The organism is Streptomyces sp. NPDC000941, from assembly GCF_053599555.1.
The window spans coordinates 43,774-61,060 of sequence record NZ_JBSFMM010000015.1 but is presented as its reverse complement, the minus strand read 5'-3'; the positions used below and the strand labels follow the sequence as shown (position 1 = coordinate 61,060).

General features: G+C 70.6%; 11 protein-coding genes and 3 pseudogenes. 6 read left to right on the top strand and 8 right to left on the bottom strand.

The annotated features are described in order from the left end of the window. The first annotated feature begins 217 nt into the window (after positions 1 to 217). Positions 218 to 1,423 carry an FAD-dependent monooxygenase gene (locus ACWDSL_RS08150; protein WP_450482905.1) on the top strand — a complete coding sequence of 402 codons (1,206 nt, stop codon included), beginning with the start codon at positions 218 to 220 and terminating at the stop codon, positions 1,421 to 1,423. A gap of 78 nt (positions 1,424 to 1,501) precedes the next feature. Beyond that, entirely contained in the window at positions 1,502 to 3,013 is a 1,512-nt protein-coding gene (locus ACWDSL_RS08145; RefSeq protein ID WP_450482903.1) for an MFS transporter, read from the top strand. Here ACWDSL_RS08145 and ACWDSL_RS08140 read toward each other — a convergent pair. Further along, positions 2,943 to 5,624 (bottom strand): cation-translocating P-type ATPase, encoded by a 2,682-nt coding sequence (locus ACWDSL_RS08140; protein WP_450482901.1) that lies wholly within the window; start codon positions 5,622 to 5,624, stop codon positions 2,943 to 2,945. The two genes, ACWDSL_RS08145 and ACWDSL_RS08140, sit on opposite strands and share 71 nt — an antisense overlap. Positions 5,625 to 5,740: 116 nt before the next feature. Between ACWDSL_RS08140 and ACWDSL_RS08135 the strand changes: the two are divergent. Beyond that, positions 5,741 to 8,149: pseudogene (locus ACWDSL_RS08135) on the top strand (glycoside hydrolase family 65 protein); the annotation flags it as partial. 59 nt (positions 8,150 to 8,208) lie between these two features. On the opposite strand, the gene ACWDSL_RS08130 reads toward ACWDSL_RS08135, so the two are convergent. Continuing rightward, the gene (locus tag ACWDSL_RS08130; protein WP_450482899.1) at positions 8,209 to 9,084 is read right to left on the bottom strand and encodes a universal stress protein; all 876 of its coding nucleotides are present in this window, start codon (positions 9,082 to 9,084) and stop codon (positions 8,209 to 8,211) included. Positions 9,085 to 9,132: 48 nt separating this feature from the next. Here ACWDSL_RS08130 and ACWDSL_RS08125 point away from each other — a divergent pair. Next, positions 9,133 to 9,213: pseudogene (locus ACWDSL_RS08125) on the top strand (DUF1918 domain-containing protein); the annotation flags it as partial. Between the two features lie 262 nt (positions 9,214 to 9,475). Here ACWDSL_RS08125 and ACWDSL_RS08120 read toward each other — a convergent pair. The 6 genes and pseudogenes from ACWDSL_RS08120 to ACWDSL_RS08095 form a co-directional block, all read right to left on the bottom strand. Next, complete coding sequence (locus ACWDSL_RS08120; RefSeq protein ID WP_450482897.1) at positions 9,476 to 10,144, bottom strand: potassium-transporting ATPase subunit C; 669 nt, start codon at positions 10,142 to 10,144, stop codon at positions 9,476 to 9,478. A gap of 5 nt (positions 10,145 to 10,149) precedes the next feature. After that, complete coding sequence (gene kdpB, locus ACWDSL_RS08115; RefSeq protein WP_450482895.1) at positions 10,150 to 12,291, bottom strand: potassium-transporting ATPase subunit KdpB; 2,142 nt, start codon at positions 12,289 to 12,291, stop codon at positions 10,150 to 10,152. Then, the gene (gene kdpA / locus ACWDSL_RS08110) at positions 12,288 to 13,952 is read right to left on the bottom strand and encodes a potassium-transporting ATPase subunit KdpA (RefSeq protein ID WP_450482893.1); all 1,665 of its coding nucleotides are present in this window, start codon (positions 13,950 to 13,952) and stop codon (positions 12,288 to 12,290) included. Before kdpA ends, kdpB begins: the two co-directional genes overlap by 4 nt. Positions 13,953 to 13,960: 8 nt before the next feature. Further along, complete coding sequence (gene kdpF, locus ACWDSL_RS08105) at positions 13,961 to 14,050, bottom strand: K(+)-transporting ATPase subunit F (protein WP_009326374.1); 90 nt, start codon at positions 14,048 to 14,050, stop codon at positions 13,961 to 13,963. A gap of 291 nt (positions 14,051 to 14,341) precedes the next feature. Then, positions 14,342 to 14,476 (bottom strand): annotated as a pseudogene (locus tag ACWDSL_RS08100) (sensor histidine kinase KdpD); the annotation flags it as partial. A gap of 107 nt (positions 14,477 to 14,583) precedes the next feature. After that, on the bottom strand, positions 14,584 to 15,150 hold the full coding sequence (locus ACWDSL_RS08095) for a hypothetical protein (protein ID WP_450482891.1): 567 nt from the start codon (positions 15,148 to 15,150) through the stop codon (positions 14,584 to 14,586). Between the two features lie 311 nt (positions 15,151 to 15,461). On the opposite strand from ACWDSL_RS08095, the gene ACWDSL_RS08090 reads away from it, so the two are divergent. Together ACWDSL_RS08090 and ACWDSL_RS08085 are read left to right on the top strand one after the other, a co-directional pair. Next, positions 15,462 to 16,217: a hypothetical protein gene (locus ACWDSL_RS08090; RefSeq protein WP_450482889.1), complete on the top strand. Its 756-nt coding sequence runs from the start codon at positions 15,462 to 15,464 to the stop codon at positions 16,215 to 16,217. Beyond that, positions 16,214 to 17,203: a hypothetical protein gene (locus ACWDSL_RS08085; RefSeq protein WP_450482887.1), complete on the top strand. Its 990-nt coding sequence runs from the start codon at positions 16,214 to 16,216 to the stop codon at positions 17,201 to 17,203. The genes ACWDSL_RS08090 and ACWDSL_RS08085 overlap by 4 nt, the downstream gene beginning before the upstream one ends. The last annotated feature ends 84 nt before the right edge of the window (positions 17,204 to 17,287 follow it).

Below are 17,287 nucleotides of genomic sequence, written 5' to 3'. Positions count from 1 at the left end.
GAGTGTCCGCGCCGGGGCGCCCCGGCCGTCGCGCGGACTCGGCCCTTGCTCCCACCTTTACCTCCATGACTGCTCGCCGGCCCCCATGCCCGGTGGCCGGCGCCTGTGTGGTCTGTGCTCCGCAATTTTAGAGCCCACGAACAACGTTATTTGACACCTGTCAGATTCTCTATAACCTGACAGGTGTCAGAAGGATCTCCGGCACAGGGAGATCGTCGTGACCGACCTCAAAGGCGCCCCCATGGCAACTCAGTCACTCCCGCCACGCCCCGCGCGGCGTGCCGTGATCGTCGGCTCCGGCATATCCGGACTCGCCGCGGCCCTGACCCTGCACCGGGCCGGCTGGCGGCCCCTGATCGTCGAACGCGCGCCCCGGCGCCGTACCGGCGGCTACTTCGTCCGCTTCTTCGGCCCCGGCTACGCCGCCGCCGAACGCCTGGGCATCCTGGACACGCTCCCCCAGCGCACCCTCCCCGACGGGCGCATGTACGAGATCGCCCGCAGCGGCCGCGTCACCCCCGGTATCACCTATCCGAGCCATGCCGACGGCACCCCGCTGCGGATCCTGCTCCGCAGCGACCTGGAACGGGTCCTGTACGACGAGGTCCACGACCTGGTCGAGATCCGCTACGGGGTCGGGCCCGCCGCCATCACCCAGGACCGCCACCAGGTGACCGTCACCCTGACCGACGGTTCGGTGGAGACCGCGGACCTGCTCATCGGCGCCGACGGCATCCACTCCACCGTCCGCTCCCTGGTCTTCGGCCCGGAAGACCTCTACCGCAAGGACTTCGACCACGCCGTGGCCGCCTGCGTCATCGACGGCGAGCTGCCCGGCGTACGCGACGGCGACACCCTGGTCGCCACCGCCCCCGGCCGCTCGGCCTGGATCAACACCTACGTCGACCATCCCCCGGTCGCCTTCATGCTCTACCGCACGCCCTGGCCCGCCGCTGAGGTCCGCAGAAATCCCGCCGAGGCGCTGCGCGAGGCGTTCGGCGACTTCGGCGGTGCCATCGTGCCGGCCGTGCTGGACGCGCTGGACCGCTCCGAGTCCGTGCTCTTCGACCAGGTCAGCCAGATCCACATCAACCGCTGGAGCCAGGGCCGGGTGGTCCTGCTCGGCGACTCCGCCTGGTGCATGACCCTCTACTCAGGACAGGGCTCCGGGATGGGCATCGCAGGCGCCGAGCTGCTGGGCCGGCTGCTCGGCGAACACGGTGAAATCCCCGCCATCCCCGCCACCCTCGGCGCCTGGGAGCAGCAGCTGCGCCCGCTGACCACCCGCTACCAGAAGCAGGCGCTGTTCATGCAGCACATGTTCATGCCCGTCAACCGGTTCGGACACCTCGCCCGCCGTACCGCCATCCGCGCGATCTCCAGCCCGGTCGGCGTCAAGATCGCCAAGGCCGTCATGCGCTGACGTCGCCCCGACGCCCGACGTCGACGAGCACACCCTTCACTTCCCCCTGTCCCACCACCCCTCCACCGGAGTTTCGTCATGCCTCGAACCCAGGCCGAAGCGCCGCCTGCCGGCGCGGCCGTCACACCCCTCCCGTCCGCCGACGCATGGCCCCGCCATCGCTGGTGGATCCTCGCCGTCATCGGCGTGGCCCAGCTCATGGTCGTCCTGGACGCCACCATCGTGAACATCGCCCTGCCGTCGGCCCAGAAGGACCTGGGCTTCTCCGACGGCGACCGGCAGTGGATCGTCACCGCGTACGCCCTCGCCTTCGGCAGTCTGCTGCTGCTCGGCGGCCGTATCGCCGATCTCTTCGGCCGCAAGATGACCTTCCTCGTCGGCCTGGTCGGCTTCGCCGGCGCCTCCGCCTTCGGCGGCGCCGCCACCAGCTTCCAGATGCTCGTAGCCGCCCGCGCCCTCCAGGGCGTGTTCGGCGCGCTGCTCGCCCCGGCGGCCCTCTCCCTGCTCACCGTCACCTTCACCGACGCCAGGGAACGCGCCAAGGCCTTCGGCGTGTACGGCGCCATCGCCGGTTCCGGCGGCGCCATCGGTCTGCTCCTGGGCGGTGTGCTGACCGAACACCTCGACTGGCGCTGGACCCTCTACGTCAACCTCGCCTTCGCCGTCGTCGCCGTCATCGGCGGTGCGGTCCTGTTGCAACGCTCCACCCGCGACACCAGCGTCACCATCGACATCCCCGGCGCCGTCCTCGTCGGCGGCGGTCTGTTCTGCCTGGTCTACGGCTTCTCCAACGCCGAGAGCCACGACTGGGACTCGCCCGCCACCTTCGGTTTCCTGGTCGCCGGAGCCGTTCTGCTCGCCGCCTTCACCTGGTGGCAGACCCGCTCCCCGCACCCCCTGCTGCCGCTGCGCATCCTGCTCGACCGCAACCGCGGCGCCTCCTTCGTCTCCGTCCTGATCAGCGGCGCCGGGATGTTCGGGGTCTTCCTCTTCCTCACCTACTACCTGCAGCAGAGCCTCGGCTACACCCCCATCAGGACCGGCCTGGCCTTCCTGCCCATGGTGGCCGCGCTCATGCTCACCTCGACCCTCGCCACCACCACGCTCATCCCGCGCCTTGGCCCCAAGCCCGTGGTGCCCCTCGGCATGGGGCTGGCCGCCGCGGGCATGGCCTGGCTGACCGCCCTCGACCTGGACAGCGGCTACGCGGCCGACATCCTGCCCCCGCTGGTCGTGGCCGGCCTCGGCCTCGGCCTGGTGATGGCCCCCGCGATGAGCCTGGCCACCTCCGGGGTGGCCGCCGAGGACTCCGGCGTCGCCTCGGCCGCCGTCAACACCATGCAGCAGGTCGGCGGCTCGCTCGGCACCGCCCTGCTCAACACCCTGTCCACCAGCGCCGTCACCAGCTATCTGGACGGCAGGAACCCCAAGGACCCCGCCGTCCTCGCCCACGCCGGTCTGGAGGGCTACTCCACGGCCTACTGGTGGTCGGCCGTCTTCTTCGCCGCCGGTGTGATCGTCAGCGCCCTCCTCTACCGACGCGGCGCACCCGCTCAGGACGCCGACGCGGCACCCGTCGTACACATGTGAGGCCCGCGGCCGAGCCCGAGGTGTCGGTGAGACGCCGCTGCGCCCACATGACGACGTGTCCCAGGCCGGAGAGCGCGAAGGCGATCACGAGGTCGGTGGGTGGCAGCGGTTCGGTGCCCAACAGGGCGCGCAGAGGCGGCAGATAGACGCCCGCCACCTGGAGGGCCAGCGCCGTGGCCACGGCGACCAGCAGAAACGGATTGGTGAGGGTGCCCGGGCGGGCGCGGGAGCCCAGGGCGACGCCCAGTTGGGTGGCGCCGAGCACCAGGAACATCAGGGACTGCCAGGGGCGGTCGGTCTCCAGCGCCCACACCCCGGTCACCAGGGTGACGCCGCCGACGAAGGCCCCCATGGCGAGGATCCGGGGCCAGAGCCCCGCGCCCAGCACGCTCTCCTCGGGGGGCCTCGGCGGGTGGCTCATCACGCCCGGGGCCACGGGTTCCGCTCCGAGAGCCACGCCGGGGAGACCGTGGGTGAGCAGGTTGATCCACAGAATCTGCGCGGGGAGCAGGGGCAGGGGCATACCGAAGAAGGGGCCGAGGAGCATGACCAGGATTTCCGCGGTGCCTCCGGAGAGGGCATAGAGCAGAAACCGGCGCACGTTGGCGTAGACGCGGCGGCCCTCCTCGACGGCGGCGACGACGGTGGCCAGGTTGTCGTCGGCGAGCACGAGGTCGGCCGCCTGGCGGGCCACTTCGGTGCCACGCTGTCCCATGGCCACGCCGATGTCAGCCCGGCGCAGGGCCGGACCGTCGTTGACGCCGTCGCCGGTCATCGCCACCACCTGGCCCGCGGTGCGCCACGCCTGGACGATGTCCAGCTTCTGCTCGGGCGTGGTGCGGGCGTAGACGCGCAGGGCGGTGAGCTCGCCGGCGGTGCCCTGGCGGATGCGCTCGCCCGTGGTGACTTCGTCCGCCCGGGCCACGATGCCAGAACGCGCCGCCACCGCGCGTGCGGTGAGGGGGTGGTCGCCGGTGATGAGGACGGGGGTGATGCCGGCGCGTTCGCAGGCGGCGACGGTCGTCCGGGAGGTGTCGCGGGGCGGGTCGAGGATGCCGACGAGCCCGAGCAGCGACAGGCCGGTCTCCCAGGTGTCGGGGCCTTGGGGCTGTGGTCCCTGGGGCTGTGGTTCCTGGTGGTCACGTGAGGCGACGGCGAGGACCCGGTATCCGCCGCGGGCCAGTTCCTCGGCCCGGGCGGCGGCCTGGGAGAGCAGGTCCGGGGTGTCGGTGAGGACCGTGGGGCGGAGGACGGCCTCGGGCGCTCCCTTGCAGACGATGCGCAGCCCACCGCCCGGTGTGCGGTGCACGGTCGTCATGCGCTTGCGCGCGCTCTCGAACGGGATCTCGGCAACGCGTGGCAGTTCGTCCTCCAGCACGCTCCGGTCCAGGCCCAGTCGCGCTCCGGCCGTCAGCAGGGCGGCCTCGGTGGGGTCGCCCATCGCGCGCCACGGTGTGTCGTCGTCCGGCGGGGGTTGGAGCGCGGCGTCGTTGCACAGCATCGTGGCGTGCAGCAGAGCGGCCAGGTCGGGGGCATCGCTCGCGGTCACCGTCCGGCCGTCGCGGGTGACACGGCCCTCCGGGGCGTAGCCGGTGCCGGTGACCGTGGCCTCGCCCTGTGGCGTCCACAGTTTTTCGGCGGCCATCCGGCCTTCGGTCAGGGTGCCGGTCTTGTCGGTGGCGAGCACCGTGACCGACCCCAGGGTCTCCACCGCGGGCAGTCGGCGGACGATGGCGTGCCGGTCCGCCATCCGCCGGGCCCCCAGCGCGAGGGCGAGGGTGATCACGGCGGGCAGGGACTCGGGTACGGCCGCGACGGCGAGGCTGATCGCGGCCACGACCATCAGCTCCACCGGCTGTCCGCGGGCCAGTCCCAGGGCGAGCACCACCGCGCACAGCGCGACGGTGACGGCCGCCAGCATCCGGCCGAACCGGGCCAGTCGGCGCTGCAGCGGGGTCAGGCCGGGCGCGGTTCCCATCAGGGCGGCGATCCGGCCGAGCGCGCTGTGCGCCCCGGTGCCGGTGATCTGGACACGTCCGCGGCCGCGGACGACGACCGTGCCCGCCGCCACGGTGTCCGCCGACACGGTGCCGGGCGCTCCGTCCCCATCCACCGTCTTGCCCGCGGTCTTCTCCACCGGGACGGATTCGCCGGTCAGCGCCGACTCGTCGACCAGGAGCAGAGCCGCGTCGAGCACCGTGCCGTCCGCCGGCACGATGTCGCCTTCGCCGAGCAGGACCAGGTCCCCGGGCACCACGTCGGCGGCCGGTACGGAACACTCCGCACCGTCGCGTACCACGCGGGCGGCGGGGGCGCTCAACGCGGAGAGGGCAGCCACGGCCCGTTCCGCCCGTACTTCTTGAACAACGCCGACCGCGGTGTTCACCGTGATCACGAGCAGGATCACCGCGGCGTCGGGAAGGTCTCCGGTGGCGAGGGTCAGCACAGCGGCCACGAGCAGCACCACGATCAGCGGATCGCGCAGTTGCTGCAGCACGCGGCGCCACACGGGGGTGCGCCGCTCCTGGGCCACGACGTTGGCCCCGTACTCCCCCAGCCGCCGCGCCGCCTCCTCCCGTGACAACCCCTCCGTGACCCGGGGCCGTCCCATGTGGTCAGTGTCGCACCGGACACACCGCCCCGCCGCCCCGCCGCCGCGTCCCGAGCTGACACCGCGCGGAGGCGGGGGCAGGGTGGAGACATGGCAGCACGCGGGAAGGGCGGTGGATGAGCCGGACACCGCCCGGGTGGACCTGGGCGTACGAGGGCTACGACCCGGCCGAGGAGCGGCTGAGGGAGTCCCTGTGCGCCCTCGGCAACGGCTACTTCGCCACCCGGGGCGCCCTCCCGGAGTGCGGCGCGGATGCCGTGCACAGCCCCGGCACCTATGTGGCCGGGTGTTACAACCGGCTGGAGTCGCGGGTGGCGGGCCGGCGGGTGGAGAACGAGGACCTGGTCAACCTGCCCAACTGGCTGCCGTTGCGTTTCCGGGCCGGTGGCGAGGACACCACCGGCAGCTCCCCGACACCGTGGCTCTCACCGGACACCCACCCCCCGCTCGACCACCGGCTGACCCTCGACCTGCGCACGGGCATCCTGGAGCGCACCACGCGGTACGTCGACGACGCCGGTCGGCAGCTGGCCGTACGGCAGCTGCGCCTCGTCCACATGGGCGACCCTCATCTGGCGGCGCTGCGGACCGAGTTCACGGCGGAGGGCTGGTCGGGGCGGCTGGAGGTGGAGTCGGCGCTGGACGGCGCGGTGGCCAACACCGGCGTCGCCCGGTACCGGCAACTGGCCAACCGGCATCTGACCCATGTGCACACGGGCACCGCGCCCAGCGGTGATGTGGTCTGGCTGCGCTGCCGCACCACCACCTCCGACATCCGCGTCGGCATGGCCGCCCGCACCACCACCGACGGCGACACCGACGCGACCACTCTCCACCGGCAGGAACGCGCCGGCCTCCTGCTGCGGCCGCTCATGGAGCCGGGCCGGACGGTGACCGTCGACAAATGCGTCGCCCTGCACACCTCCCGCGACCCTGCCATCAGCGACCCCCTGCACGCCGCCGTGGACCGGGTGGGCCGTGCGCCGGACTTCGAAGCGCTCGCCGACGCCCACCGTGCGGCGTGGGAGCAGCTGTGGCGGGCGGGCGAGATGGACGTACCCGGTCAGGCGGGGCGGATCCTGCGGCTGCATCTGTTCCATCTGCTGCAGACGCTCTCCCCGCACACCGCGGACCTGGACGTCGGCGTGCCCGCGCGCGGACTGCACGGCGAGGCGTACCGGGGGCATGTGTTCTGGGACGAGCTGTTCGTCCTGCCCTATCTGAACCTGCACCTTCCCGAGGTCTCCCGGGCGCTGCTCGACTACCGCCACCGACGGCTGGAGCGGGCGTGTTTCGCGGCCCGGGACGCCGGGCGGGCGGGCGCGATGTACCCGTGGCAGAGCGGCAGCGACGGCCGTGAGGAGACCCAGCGGCTGCATCTCAATCCGCGCTCGGGGCGCTGGCTGCCCGATCACTCCCGGCTCCAGCACCATGTCGGCTCGGCCATCGCGTACAACGTGTGGCAGTACGGCGAGGCCACCGGCGACGCGGAGTTCATGCACACCAAGGGCGCGGAGATGCTGCTGCAGATCGCCCGGTTCTGGGCCTCCGCGGCCGGCTGGGACGACGCCCGGGGACGGTATCGGATCCTCGGTGTGGTCGGCCCCGACGAGTATCACGACGGCTACCCCGGCGCCTCCCGCCCCGGCATCGACGACAACACGTACACCAACGTCACCGCCGCATGGGTGCTCGCCCGAGCCCTCGATCTGCTGCGCTCCCTGCCCGAGCCGCGCCGCCGGGACCTGTTCGAACGCACCGCGCTCGCCGATACGGAGCTCGACCTCTGGCAGGACGTCTCCCGGAGGCTGCTGGTGCCCTGGCATCGCGGGGTGGTCAGCCAGTTCGACGGCTACGGCGAGCTCGCCGAGTTCGACTGGGACCGCTATCGCGAGCGGTACGGCGACATCCGGCGCCTCGACCGGATCCTGGAGGCCGAAGGAGACACGGTCAACCGCTACCAGGCGTCCAAACAGGCCGATGTGCTGATGCTCGGCTACCTCTTCGCGCCCGCCGAACTGCACCGCATCTTCCGCCGGCTCGGCCACGAGCTGGACGACACCACCTGGCGGCGCACGGTCGACTACTACCTGCGCCGCACCAGCCACGGCTCCACGCTCAGCAGCCTCGTCCACGCCTGGGTGCTGCCCCGGGTGCGGCGGGCGGAGGCGTGGCGCTTCTGCCAGGAGGCGCTGACCGGCGACATCGCCGATCTGCAGGGCGGCACCACCGGGGAGGGCATCCACCTGGGCGCCATGGCCGGCACCCTCGACCTCGTACAGCGCGGCCTGACCGGACTCGAGCCCCGGGACGGGGTGCTGCGGCTGGACCCCGCGCCGCTGCCCGAGCTGTCCCGGTTCGGGCTGTCCATCCGCTACCGGGGCCACTGGGGAGTGCGGCTGCGGCTGAGCGCCGGGCAGTTGCACATCACTGTACCGGCCTCCGACCGCGGACCGATCGATGTGGCCCTGGCCGGCCGTACGGTCTCCGTGCCCCCGGGCGAGACGTGCCTGCTGCCGCTGCCACAAGGAGCGGACGGGTTATCCCTGCACATCCCTGCACGCGGGTCAGCCATGTACGCGCCCTATTCGTGGGGGATCACGGCGACCGGACACCGGGCGTGGTGCACGGCCGACTGCACCACCGGGCCGAGCCGGGGCGCCAGGGCCGCCCGGTGCCTGCGGCGGCCGATCATCAGCAGCCCACTGCCCCCGGCCGCCCGTACGACGGCTTGCGCCGGGCTCTCGAGCCGGACCTCGTCGACCACCTCCACACGAGGAAACTTCTTCCGCCACGGCCGCAGCACCTCGTCCAGCTCCCGCTGCGCCCCCTCGGCGACGTCCCTGGCGATACCGGGGTCCACACCCCACGGGACATGTGCCTGGACAGGCAGACTCCTGCCGTGGACTGCACGCAACGGGACACCACGGGTAAAGGCGGTGACGTAGGCGAATTCCAGCAGGTTGTCCTGAGGGCCGTGCAGACTCAGCCCGACCACCACATCCCGCTCACGGACCCCGGACGTCCGTACCTCCTCCACCCCGCCCGCGCGCACCAGGACCACCGGCCGCTCGGCCCGACCGACCACATAGAGGCTGATGTCACCGAGGAAGAAACTCGCCAAAGGCTCCATGCCCCGCGACCCGAGCACCAGCATCCGGGACCGCGCCGCCGCCTCCAGCAGGGCTGTCTCGGGATCCCGCCCGACCAACTCCTCCTCGATGGGCAGATCCGGGTGGCGCCGGCTGAGCTCCATGCGCGCGTCGTGCACGATCCGCTTGGCCCAGTAGTTCTGGTCATCCGCCGAGGGACTCTCGGGCGTGGGCGGGGACAGCAGGATCCATGCGTGCAGCAGCCGCAGCGCGAGCTCCCGCCGCTCCGCCTCGTGGGCTGCCCAGTGGGCGGCGGCGAGGCTCTCCGGCGTTCCGTCGAGGCCCACGGTGACGACCTGTTCCTCCATGGCGTTGCTCCGTCTCATGCGTAGCCGCTCGCGGTCAGAGGACCCCACGACGGGACGCCTCCGTACGACGTGCGCTGGTCGGACTCCCGACAGGTCTCCCTCGTGTTCCCCGGACCAGACGCCCATATTCAGACAGAACCCGATACGCAGGTGACGGCGGCTTGTGCGGGACGCATCGGCCGCCCCGTCGATGCACAACGCACAGCCCTGGCGGTTCCGGTACTTCCGCGGCGAGCGACTGTTCCACGTCACCGCGGATCTGGCGAGGGCCCTGCCACACTCCGACGCGGCGTCCTGCTGACCGCCTTCACGCCGCGCGGGGAGTCGGCGATACCGGAAGGTGTCCGGCCCGCCGACTCCCCGCGCGTTTTCGTGTTGCGAAATGAACCCCTCAGCTCTTCGCCACAAGAGCCTTGAGGGCGATGTTCAGCTCGAGGACGTTCACCCGGGGCTCGCCGATGAAGCCGAGGGTGCGGCCCTCGACATGGTCGTCGACCAGCTTCTGCACCCGGGCGACGGACAGGCCGTTCTTCTCGGCGACACGGTGGACCTGGAGGTCGGCGTAGTCCCGGGAGATGTCCGGGTCCAGGCCCGAACCGGAGGAGGTCACCGCGTCGGCGGGCACATCGGACCGCTCGACCTTGTAGCCGGCCACCGAGTTGTCCTTGGCGACGGCGGCCTTGGCGGCCTTCACCCACTGGACGAGCTCTTCGTTGTCCGCGGAGCGGTTGGTGGCGCCGGAGAGGATGAGCTTGTACTGGGTGTTGACGCTGTTGCTGCCGAGGCCGTTCTGTGGGCGGCCCTGGAAAAACTTCAGGTCCGCGTCCGGTGTCTCCTGCCCCTTCTTCAGCGGCAGGTTGTAGGCCTGCCCGATCAGGGACGAGCCGACGACCTTGCCGTCCGCCTTGATCTCGGAGCCGTTCGCCTTGTCGTGGAACAGGCCCTGGGCGATGCCGGTGATGACCAGCGGATAGATGACGCCCGTCACCAGGGTCAGCATGAGTAGGGCGCGCAGGCCCGCGCCCAGCAACCGGGCGCTGTTCGTCAGGGAGTTGTTCATGTCCTTCAGCCGATCCCGGGGATGAGCGAGATGAGCAGGTCGATGATCTTGATGCCGATGAACGGCGCGACGAGCCCGCCGAGACCGTAGATCGCCAGGTTGCGGCGGAGCATCTTGTCGGCGCTGACCGGGCGGTACTGCACACCGCGCAGGGCGAGCGGCACCAGCGCGATGATGATCAGCGCGTTGAAGATGACCGCGGACAGGATCGCGGAGTCCGGCGAGGACAGGCCCATGATGTTGAGCTTGTCCAGACCCGGGTAGACCGCCGCGAACAGGGCCGGGATGATCGCGAAGTACTTGGCGACGTCGTTGGCGATGGAGAACGTCGTCAAGGCGCCCCGGGTGATGAGGAGTTGCTTGCCGATCTCGACGATCTCGATGAGCTTGGTCGGGTTGGAGTCGAGGTCGACCATGTTGCCGGCCTCCTTGGCGGCCGACGTACCCGTGTTCATCGCGACGCCGACGTCCGCCTGGGCCAGCGCGGGCGCGTCGTTCGTGCCGTCGCCGGTCATCGCGACCAGCTTGCCGCCCGCCTGCTCGCGCTTGATGAGGGCCATCTTGTCCTCGGGGGTGGCCTCGGCGAGGAAGTCGTCGACGCCTGCCTCCTCGGCGATGGCCTTGGCCGTCAGCGGGTTGTCGCCGGTGATCATGACGGTCTTGATGCCCATGCGGCGCAGTTCGTCGAACCGCTCGCGCATGCCCTCCTTGACGACGTCCTTGAGGTGGATGACGCCGAGGATCCGGGCGCCCCCTTCATCGTGGACCGCGACCAGCAGCGGCGTACCGCCCGCCTCGGAGATCCGGCCCGCGATCTGGCCTGCCTGGTCTGTGTCCTGGGCGACCGTACCGCCCTGCTCTCGGACCCAGGCGATGACCGAGCCGGCCGCGCCCTTGCGGACCTTTCTGCCGTCGACGTCGACGCCCGACATACGGGTCTGGGCGGTGAAGGCGATCCACTCGGCGTCGGCCAGCTCGCCCTGGTGCCGTTCGCGCAGCCCGTACTTCTCCTTGGCGAGGACGACGATGGAACGGCCCTCGGGGGTCTCGTCGGCCAGCGACGACAGCTGCGCGGCGTCCGCGACCTCGGCCTCTGTGGTGCCGCGCACCGGTACGAACTCCGCTGCCTGACGGTTGCCGAGCGTGATGGTGCCGGTCTTGTCGAGCAGCAGGGTGGAGACGTCACCGGCGGCCTCGACAGCCCGCCCGGACATGGCGAGCACATTGCGCTGGACCAGGCGGTCCATACCGGCGATGCCGATCGCGGAGAGCAGCGCGCCGATCGTGGTCGGGATCAGGCAGACCAGCAGGGCCACCAGCACGACCATGGTCAGATGCTTATGCGCGTAATCGGCGAACGGCGGCAGCGTGGCGCAGGCGAGGAGGAACACGATCGTCAGGGACGCGAGCAGGATGTTCAGCGCGATCTCGTTGGGCGTCTTCTGCCGGGCGGCGCCCTCGACGAGGTTGATCATCCGGTCGATGAAGGTTTCGCCGGGCTTCGTCGTGATCTTGACGACGATGCGGTCGGAGAGCACCTTCGTCCCGCCGGTGACGGCGCTGCGGTCGCCGCCCGACTCGCGGATGACGGGCGCGGACTCGCCGGTGATGGCCGACTCGTCCACCGAGGCGACGCCCTCGACGACATCGCCGTCACCGGGGATGATGTCGCCCGCCTCGCAGACGACCAGGTCGCCGATCCTCAGCTCGGTGCCGGGCACGCGCTCCTCCGCGGAGCCGCTGAGCCGGCGTGCGACCGTATCGGTCTTCGCCTTGCGCAGGGTGTCGGCCTGTGCCTTGCCGCGGCCCTCCGCGACGGCCTCCGCGAGGTTCGCGAAGATCACGGTCAGCCACAGCCAGGCGCTGATCGCCCAGCCGAACCAGTCGGTCGGATCCTTGAATGCGAAGACCGTCGTCAGGACCGAGCCGACCAGCACCACGAACATCACGGGCGATTTGACCATCACCCGCGGGTCGAGCTTGCGGATGGCGTCCGGCAGCGACTTGACGAGCTGCCCGGGGTCGAACAGACCGGCGCCGACACGGCCCTCGGCGGGCCGGTGACCGGTGGGTACGTCGCTGTGCGGCGCCCGGGTCGGAGTGGCTGTGGACATCGATTCCTCGTGTTTCTTCATGTCCGTGGTCATGCCGCCATCCCCTCGGCGAGCGGCCCCAGCGCGAGCGCCGGGAAGTACGTCAGACCGGTGATGATCAGAATCGCCCCCACCAGCAGGCCGGTGAACAGCGGCTTCTCGGTGCGCAGGGTGCCCGCGGTGGCCGGTACGGGCTTCTGCTCCGCCAGCGAGCCCGCCAGCGCCAGTACGAACACCATCGGCACGAACCGGCCGAGCAGCATCGCGATGCCGATCGTGGTGTTGAACCACTGGGTGTCCGCGTTCAGGCCGGCGAAGGCCGAACCGTTGTTGTTGGCACCGGAGGTATAGGCGTAAAGGATCTCGGAGAACCCGTGTGCCCCACTGTTGGTCATGGAGTTCTGCGGCGTCGGCAGGGCCATCGCCGCGGCCGTGAAGATCAGCACCAGGGCCGGGGTGATGAGGATGTAGCAGGCGGCGAGCTTGATCTCGCGGGTGCCGATCTTCTTGCCCAGGTACTCGGGCGTCCGGCCGACCATCAGGCCCGCGATGAACACCGCGATGATCGCCATGATCAGCATCCCGTAGAGGCCGGAGCCGACGCCACCGGGCGCGATCTCGCCCAGCTGCATACCGAGCATGGTGATGCCGCCGCCCAGGCCCGTGAACGAGGAGTGGAAGGAGTCCACCGCACCGGTCGAGGTGAGCGTGGTCGACACCGCGAAGATCGACGAGGCACCGACCCCGAAGCGGACCTCCTTGCCCTCCATCGCCCCGCCCGCGAGCTCCAGCGCCGGGCCGTGGTGGGAGAACTCGGTCCACATCATCAGCGCGACGAAGCCGACCCAGATGGTGGCCATGGTGGCGAGGATCGCGTACCCCTGCTTCACCGAGCCGACCATGAGGCCGAACGTCCGGGTCAGCGAGAACGGGATCACCAGGATCAGGAAGGTCTCGAAGAGGTTGGTGAACGGGGTGGGGTTCTCGAACGGATGGGCGCTGTTGGCGTTGAAGATGCCGCCGCCGTTGGTGCCCAGCTCCTTGATGGCCTCCGTCGAGGCGACCGCACCGCCGTTCCACGCTTGCGAACCGCCCATGAACTGGCCGACTTCATGGATGCCGGAGAAGTTCTGGATCGCGCCGCACGCCACCAGGACGACCGCCGCGATCGCGGCGACCGGCACCAGGATGCGGATCGTGCCGCGCACCAGGTCGGTCCAGAAGTTGCCCAGCTCACCGGTGCGCGAGCGGGCGAAGCCCCGCACCAGCGCCACGGCCACCGCCATGCCCACCGCGGCCGAGACGAAGTTCTGCACGGCAAGACCGGCGGTCTGTACGACATGGCCCATGGCCTGTTCGCCGTAGTACGACTGCCAGTTGGTGTTGGTCACGAACGACGCGGCCGTGTTGAACGCCTGGTCCGGGTCGATGGAGGCGAAGCCGAGCGAGCCGGGCAGCGAGCCCTGGAGCCGCTGCAGCAGATAGAGGAAGAGGACCGAGACGGCCGAGAAGGCGAGGATGCCGCGCAGATAGGCGGGCCAGCGCATTTCGGTGTTCGGATTGGCGCCGATGCCCTTGTAGATCCACTTCTCGACACGCAGATGCTTGTCGGTGGAGTAGACCTTGGCCATGTAGTCGCCGAGGGGACGGTGGACGAGCGCCAGCGCCCCCATGAGGGCGAGGAGCTGGAGCACGCCGGCGAGGACGGGACTCATGATGGGGCTCAGAACCTCTCCGGGAAGATCAGGGCGAGGACGAGATAGCCCAGCAGGGCGACGGCCACGACGAGGCCGACGACGTTCTCGGCGGTCACAGCTTCGTCACCCCCTTGGCGACGAGAGCCACGAGCGTGAACAACGCGATCGTGGTGACGACGAAGGCCACGTCGGCCATCGCGAGCTCCTAGTGAGGTTCGGACGAAAATATGATGATTCGATAACCCGATGCATCGAATGAGGAGAGCAAATCGCCTTTGTGGCCGGTTTCCGTCGCCGTTGACGGCTCCCTTACGGCCGCCCGTACGGCTTTGACGCATCCCTTACGGGCCTGGAGGTCGTCGGACGGCCGGAGCCGCCAGCCGTGGCCTGTACAGTGCGGCGCCAGTCTCCACGAAGGCGACCACCACATCGGCGCCGCGCGACGCCCGGCGGCGGCCCTCGTCGAGCATGCGGTAGGTCTTGCCCACGCCGGGGTCCGCGCCGAGATAGACCTTGAGCCGTCCGGGCCGTACGTCATTCAGCCGTACGTCATTCATCAGCCCTCAGCAAAGCGCCGGCCCGGGCGCCGGAGGTGGATCTTGACGTTTCCCCTGCGCGGCTCGCGGAGAGCTTGACACCGCCTTGACGACTACTCCAGCCCGGAGGCCCTGAGCACGTCCCGGGCCGTGCCACCGTCGATACGCTCGCCCAGCTGCCGCAGTGCGCTCTCCCCGTACCGCAGGGTGCCGCGCTCGCGGGAGCGGCGGGCTCCGGCGTCCAACTGGTGCCACAGCAGCGGATTGGCCAGGAGGACCTTGGGGTCGAAGGCCACCGAGTGGCCGTCGGTGTCCCGCAGGACGAGGCGGGTGGCGATGCTGCCGTCCAGCCGTACCGCGACCAGGGCATCGGTGCGCACCCGGCGCGAGCATACGAGCCCACGCACCGCGAGCCATCCGTCGCCCGCGCTCACCCGCGGCGGGCGCAGCACGGTGAACACCAGCACCCCCAGCACGGCCCACAGGTCGGCGCGCGCCACGGTGAGACCGCCAGAACCCCAGTCGAGCAGGAGCGTCAGCACGGCGAACCCCAGTGCACACCATCCTGCGCACCGGGCGTCCAGCCGCCAGTGGCGGTCGCCGGTGGTGCCGTCGGGTCCTGGTCGCCCGCCGCGCCACCGGCCGGGTGTGGTGGCGGACCGGTCTGTTCGCCGTGCCATGCGGCTCACGTTAGGCACGCCGCGCCGCGCTGCCCCGGGCCGTGCACCGGCCCTGACGCCGTCCTTACGCCGCGGCGCCATTCCTTGGCACGGCTCTGACGCCCGGGCCCGACCGCTCTGCGTAGCGTGTCCTGCCACGATCACGAGATTGGTGGCCGGCCACGACGACCTGGGGCGGGTCGGCCACGCCGCGTACGAGCTGCACGGAGGGCTGCGCGCCGCGGGCGGGCACGCGAAGGTCAACAGCGAGGCAGCGGGAGCCGAGTTCGACAAAGACCGGTTCGCGACCGGGCTGCACGAGGGACACGGGGATGACCCAGCTGACGTTCGAGCACATCCTGCACGTGCGTCTGAGCAGGCTCACCGATGCGGTCGACGACTGGTCGGCCATGATCACCAAGCTGGAGGAGCTGGCGGACGAGGCCCGGCACGGGCTCAAGGCCTGCTCGGACACCGCCCGTTGGGAGGGCGTGAACGCGGATGTGACCAGGCCGTTCGTCGACAAGACCGCCAAGGAGTTCCAGGACGCCCTCACCCAAGCCACCAGCATCCGCGACATCCTGCGCGACGCGCTGGCCGCCTTCACCGCCGCCAAGGACGCACTGCGGCAGATCGCGGACCACCCGCCCACCGGGGTGACGATCTGGCCCGACGGTGTCGTCGCCCGCTCCCTGCACCCCGACCGGCGCGGCGAGGGCAACACCGACCCCGGCCCGTCCACCGAGACCCTGGACGCCGTACGGGAGCGGATCAAGCACGCCGTCGACCAGGCGACCGAGGCCGACGAGACGGTGGCGCGGGCGCTCAACGACATCCTCGCCGGGCACCCGTACGACTTCGGCAGCGACCGCCACACCTCCCTCGACGACTACCGGCGCCAGGACCGTGAGCAGGCCACCGAGGACGCCGACGCCGCCCTCGCCCTGGCCGCCCAAGGCGCCTCGCCGACCGACGCCCAGCTGGCCCGGCTCGATTCGCTCCCGCATGGAAGAGCGAGGTCATCGCCCTCGGCCCGCAGGTGCTCGGCCTGCCCGATCGTCAGCAGGCGTACGGCTTCCAGGTCATGAGCAATCTGATACGCGACGGCGTGTACGACAAGCGGTTCCTCAACGACTACGGCACCGCCCTGGTCAGGACGGACCAGGCCATGAAGGTGCCGCGGAACTTCTGGAACGGGCCGCTCGTCCGGAACGACCGCCTCAACTTCGGCGCCGACAACGACTTCGGCCGCGATCCGATGACCGGCTTCCTGAAGGCGCTCAGCCACCACCCGGACGCCGCCACCGAGTTCCTCGGCGCCACCGCACCGCAGGACAACGCCCAGTACCTCCTCAAGGACCGCCTGGCCTTCCCGGACGGCCTGCCCGAGGGCCCCGTCGCGAGCCGGGACGCCACGGGCGCGGCGCTCTTCGCCGCGGCCACGGGCCTGGACCCGGACGACAAACACGCGCCCTTCGTGGAGCACACCGCCGAGCACCAGCGGGTGCTGGAGCGCTCGCTCGGGTATCTCGCGCAGACCGGGGACGGCTTTCCGCCCGAGCTGCGCGACGATGTGGCCAAGGCCCTCGCCAAGCACGGCGACGAGGTGCACCGCGCCGCCAGCGCCCTCGACCCCGAGTCCAGCCCGCTCGACCGCGGGCAGCTGCTGGAGGTGGTCAAGCAGGCCTCCCGCGACCAGGACGCGTACGGAGTCCTCAACGAAGGCATCAACCGCGAGATGGTCCACGACATCCACACCGGCGGCCCCGGCGATCCGTGGGAGACGCTGCTGCGGGCCGGGCATACGGTCGGGTTCCTGGAGGAGGCCCGCTATCTGGCGCTGCAGACCGACGAGGAAGACCCCTCGTGGAAGGTCAAATGGGGTTACCACCTCGTCGGCGGCGCGACCAATTTCATCCCCGCCGTCGGAGATGTCGCCCAGCGCGGGGTCGACATGGTCGCGTACGCCTGGCAACAGGAGGAACAGGAACGGATCCACCAGAAGCTCGCCGGGCGAAGGGCCTCGCGGGTGCCCAGTGACTCCTCGGTGACCCACCTACGACCATGGCAGTAGGCGATGACTTTCAGCCGTTGTGTGGCGTCTCACACCCTCGTCATCGGTCGTCTATGGACAATCCACCTCGCCTGTCTAAGGTCC

Coding starts and splice junctions, on each gene's coding strand:
- ACWDSL_RS08145 (WP_450482903.1), top strand. CDS start 1,502: ATGCCTCGAACCCAGGCCGAAGCGCCGCCTGCCGGCGCGGCCGTCACA.
- ACWDSL_RS08140 (WP_450482901.1), bottom strand. CDS start 5,624: ATGGGACGGCCCCGGGTCACGGAGGGGTTGTCACGGGAGGAGGCGGCG.
- ACWDSL_RS08130 (WP_450482899.1), bottom strand. CDS start 9,084: ATGGAGGAACAGGTCGTCACCGTGGGCCTCGACGGAACGCCGGAGAGC.
- ACWDSL_RS08120 (WP_450482897.1), bottom strand. CDS start 10,144: ATGAACAACTCCCTGACGAACAGCGCCCGGTTGCTGGGCGCGGGCCTG.
- kdpB (WP_450482895.1), bottom strand. CDS start 12,291: ATGACCACGGACATGAAGAAACACGAGGAATCGATGTCCACAGCCACT.
- kdpA (WP_450482893.1), bottom strand. CDS start 13,952: ATGAGTCCCGTCCTCGCCGGCGTGCTCCAGCTCCTCGCCCTCATGGGG.
- ACWDSL_RS08095 (WP_450482891.1), bottom strand. CDS start 15,150: ATGGCACGGCGAACAGACCGGTCCGCCACCACACCCGGCCGGTGGCGC.
- ACWDSL_RS08090 (WP_450482889.1), top strand. CDS start 15,462: ATGACCCAGCTGACGTTCGAGCACATCCTGCACGTGCGTCTGAGCAGG.
- ACWDSL_RS08085 (WP_450482887.1), top strand. CDS start 16,214: ATGAGCAATCTGATACGCGACGGCGTGTACGACAAGCGGTTCCTCAAC.